The organism is Streptomyces laculatispora (assembly GCF_017353455.1).
GTDB lineage: Bacteria > Actinomycetota > Actinomycetes > Streptomycetales > Streptomycetaceae > Streptomyces > Streptomyces laculatispora.
On record NZ_JAFMPZ010000643.1, the window covers coordinates 1 to 3,768 of the forward strand.

4 protein-coding genes are annotated in these 3,768 nt (G+C 69.6%); 3 read left to right on the plus strand and 1 reads right to left on the minus strand.

The genetic code is table 11. From position 1 onward, the window contains the following. Positions 1-34 precede the first annotated feature (34 nt). A complete protein-coding gene (locus tag J1C73_RS33595; RefSeq protein WP_207319666.1) occupies positions 35-1,228 on the minus strand; it encodes an RtcB family protein in 1,194 nt (397 codons plus the stop codon). A 170-nt stretch (positions 1,229-1,398) separates the two neighbouring features. Here J1C73_RS33595 and J1C73_RS33600 point away from each other — a divergent pair, with 170 nt between their 5' ends. The 3 genes from J1C73_RS33600 to J1C73_RS33610 form a co-directional block, all read left to right on the plus strand. Then, positions 1,399-2,229, plus strand: a complete 831-nt coding sequence (locus J1C73_RS33600; protein WP_207319667.1) for a DUF3558 domain-containing protein — start codon at positions 1,399-1,401, stop codon at positions 2,227-2,229. A gap of 191 nt (positions 2,230-2,420) precedes the next feature. Next, entirely contained in the window at positions 2,421-3,266 is an 846-nt protein-coding gene (locus J1C73_RS33605) for a DUF3558 family protein (RefSeq protein ID WP_207319668.1), read from the plus strand. 194 nt (positions 3,267-3,460) lie between these two features. Next, on the plus strand, positions 3,461-3,768 hold a 308-nt coding region (locus J1C73_RS33610), incomplete at its 3' end, for a DUF2637 domain-containing protein (RefSeq protein ID WP_207319669.1).

The window sequence follows — 3,768 nt, forward strand, 5'->3', positions numbered from 1 at the left end:
CGCCCCCGCCCGGCCCTCGCCCCGTCCGGCACGCTCAGCCCTTCACGCAGATGACCTGCTTCAGCTTCGCCACGACCTCCACCAGGTCCCGCTGCTGATCGATGACCTTCTCGATCGGCTTGTACGCACCCGGGATCTCGTCCACGACACCGGAGTCCTTGCGGCACTCCACACCCCGCGTCTGCTCCTCCAGGTCCTTGGTGGAGAAGCGCTGCCTGGCGGCGTTCCGGCTCATCTTGCGGCCCGCGCCATGCGAGGCGGAGTTGAAGGACTTCTCGTTGCCGAGGCCCTTCACGATGTACGAGCCGGTGCCCATCGAGCCGGGAATGATCCCGAAGTCACCCGAGCCGGCCCGGATGGCACCCTTGCGGGTGACCAGCAGGTCCATGCCGTCGTACCGCTCCTCCGCCACGTAGTTGTGGTGGCAGGAGATGACCGGCTCGAAGGTCACCCCGGCCTTCTTGAACTCCTTGCGGACCACGTCCTGGAAGAGCGCCATCATGATCGCGCGGTTGTGCTTCGCGTATTCCTGCGCCCAGAACAGGTCGTTGCGGTAGGCCGCCATCTGCGGGGTGTCCGTGACGAAGACCGCGAGGTCGCGGTCGATCAGGTCCTGGTTGTGCGGCAGCTTCTGCGCCTCGCCGATGTGGAAGGCGGCCAGTTCGTTGCCGATGTTCCGGGAGCCGGAGTGCAGCATCAGCCAGACCGAGCCCGCCTCGTCGAGACAGAATTCGACGAAGTGGTTTCCCGCCCCAAGCGTTCCCATCTGCTTCGTAGCACGTTCCTGACGGAATTTGACCGCATCGGCCACCCCGTCGAACCGCTGCCAGAAGTCGTCCCAGTCGGTCGGAGCGAGCCCGTGCAGCCGGCCCGGGTCCACCGGCTCGTCGTGCATCCCGCGGCCCACCGGAATGGCCTGCTCGATCTTCGACCGAAGCCTGGTCAGGTCCCCGGGAAGGTCGTTGGCGGTCAGCGAGGTCTTCACCGCGGACATGCCGCAGCCGATGTCCACGCCCACCGCGGCCGGGCAGACCGCACCGTGCATCGCGATGACCGAGCCGACCGTGGCGCCCTTGCCGAAGTGGACGTCCGGCATGACGGCCAGGCCCTTGATCCAGGGCAGCGTGGCGACGTTGCGCAGCTGCTGCATCGCGACGTCCTCGACCTTGGCCGGGTCGGTCCACATGCGGATGGGGACCTTCGCGCCCGGCACCTCTACGTACGACATAGTTCCTCGATTCCCCCGATAAGCCTGAAAGCGCAAAACCGGGGCCAAGGTCGGCAAAAGTATCGGTCGACCGGCATCCACAGCGGCGCGTGCGATACACATTGTGTCCACCCGCCGCCGACGAGCGGCAACCGTTTTTCGCACGAAGGGAGCCCAGGACCGTGCGACGAATGGCGTACGCCTCCGGCGCCGTGCTCATTGCAGCGCTCGCGGCCGGCTGCAGCAGCGGCACCGGAACCGGTGATTCCGCCACCGACAGCAAGCCCGGCGCCGTGGCCTCTTCCACCGCACCCCCGGGCAGGTACCGCACCCTTCCGGAGGCCTGCCGCTCCATCGCACCCGCCACCCTGAAGGACCTGCTGCCCGGCGCCGCCGAACTGCCCGAGGCCCAGCAGGAGAAGGTGTTCGACGGTTCGCCCGCCGTCACGTACGACACCGACCGCCGGGCCGGCTGCCGCTGGAAGACCGAGGCACCCGACGGCGCCCGCAGCCTCTTCGTCGACTTCGAGCGCGTCGTCTCGTACGACCCGGCCGTGAGCGACGACGACCGCGCCCGCGCGGTGTACGCGAAGAAGGAGGAGGCCGCCGACCTGCCCTCGGCCTCCGCCCTGCCCGGCGGCACGGGGAACAGCACCCCGGACTCCCCGTCCGGGACCGCGAGCGGAAAGCCGGGCAAGGACGCGGGCAAGAGCACCGCCGCGGACGGGAAGACCGGCGGGGACACCACGGACGGCAGCACGGACGGCAGCACCGTCGAGAGCCTCCAGCCCCGCGTCCTCGATTCACTCGGTGACGGCGCATTTCTGGACGATCTGCTCACCCGGGCAGGTTCCACCGCACAGCACCGCACGGTGAGCGTGGTATTCCGCACATCGAACGTCATCGTGACCATCCAGTACACCGCGCAGCCGGTCCTCTCCACCGAGGTCCCCGACAGCAAGGAACTGCAGGAGAAGGCCCAGGCACTGGGCCGGAAACTGGTCGAAAGGTTCAGCGAGTAACCCCGTCCCCGGCCGGTCCGGCCCCGCCGCCGGCCGCCCCGCGACCCATCCGGCCGAGGCGGCATCCGGCTGCCGTCCGTCGTACCGTGGCCCTCCGGAACCACCGCCCGCCGACCGCCCGCACCATGCCGGCGCCCACGCCCACCGACCGTCCGGCCGCCCGAACGCCGCGCCACCCGAGTGAAGGAACCATGCACCGATCAGCCCCGCGACTCACCCGCATACTCGCCTGCGCCGCCGTTCCGGTGATGCTCGTCGTCGCCGGCTGCTCGTCGGACTCCGACAGCGACAAGGACAAGGCCTCGGCCTCGTCCCCCGCGCCGGATGCGACGAAGTCGCAAGCCACGGTCGCCGCCGCGAAGTACGCCGAGCTGCCCGAACCGTGCAAGTCGATCACCGCGAAGACGGTCAAGTCCCTGGTCCCCGCGGCCAAGGACAAGAAGGGCACACCGGGCAGGTCCAGCGATACCGCCGCCCGCGGCAGCTGCTCCTGGAACGGTCTGGACGACAACGGCGTCAAGGGCTCCCAGTACCGCTGGCTCGACGTCGGCTTCACCCGCTTCGCCTCCGACCAGGCCCTGGGCAGCGGCGCGGACCGGGCCGGGGACGACCTCACGAAGCAGCTCACCAAGGCCAAGGCGGCCGAGGGCGCGAAGAAGCTCGTCACGACTCCCGTGAGCGGCATCGGCGACCAGGCGACCAGGGTCACGTACGACCTCGACAAGACGGGCGAGGACTTCAAGTACGCGACGGTCGTCGCCCGTACGGGGAACGTCGTCGTCACCCTGACCTACAACGGCGCGGGCTACGCGGGCGCGAAGACCCCGTCCGCCGACGACATCCTGAAGGGCGCCGAGAAGGCCGCCAAGGAGGCGGTCGCCGCCGTCGCCGACGCCAACGGGAGCCCGCAGGCGAGCGCCTCGCCCGACTCCCCCGAGTCCTCGGGCAAGGCGACCGACAAGGCGACCCACAAGTCCTCGGACAAGGCGGCGTCGAGCAAGTCCTCGGGCAAGGCGATCCACAAGACGACGCAGTAGCTCTCCGGCCCCCGAGGCCCCAACACCCCAGCGCAGAAGCGGATTCACGAAGCCCGGTCCTCCTCCGAGAACCGGGCTTCGCCCCTCCCCGCGCGACGCATCGCACCCGCGTGTGCCAGGCTGTGCCCGCCAGAACTCGAAAGCGCGCCTCCGGACCGGAGGCCGGGGACGAAGAAACGGGAAGGGGATCGCGGGTGGCCGCGATGCAGCTCACACGCACGCACCGCATACTCATCGGGCTCGTGGTCGCCGGTGCGGTGCTCATCGCAGCGATCGGCTTCGCGGGCTCGTACGCCGCCGTGCGCGAACTCGCCCTGGAGAAGGGCTTCGGGAACTTCTCGCTGGTCTTCCCGATCGGCATCGACGCGGGCATCTGCGTCCTGCTCTCGCTGGACCTGCTGCTGACCTGGCTGCGCATCCCGTTCCCGCTGCTGCGCCAGACGGCCTGGATGCTGACCGCCGCGACGATCGCGTTCAACGGCGCGGCGGTCAGCATCCAGGC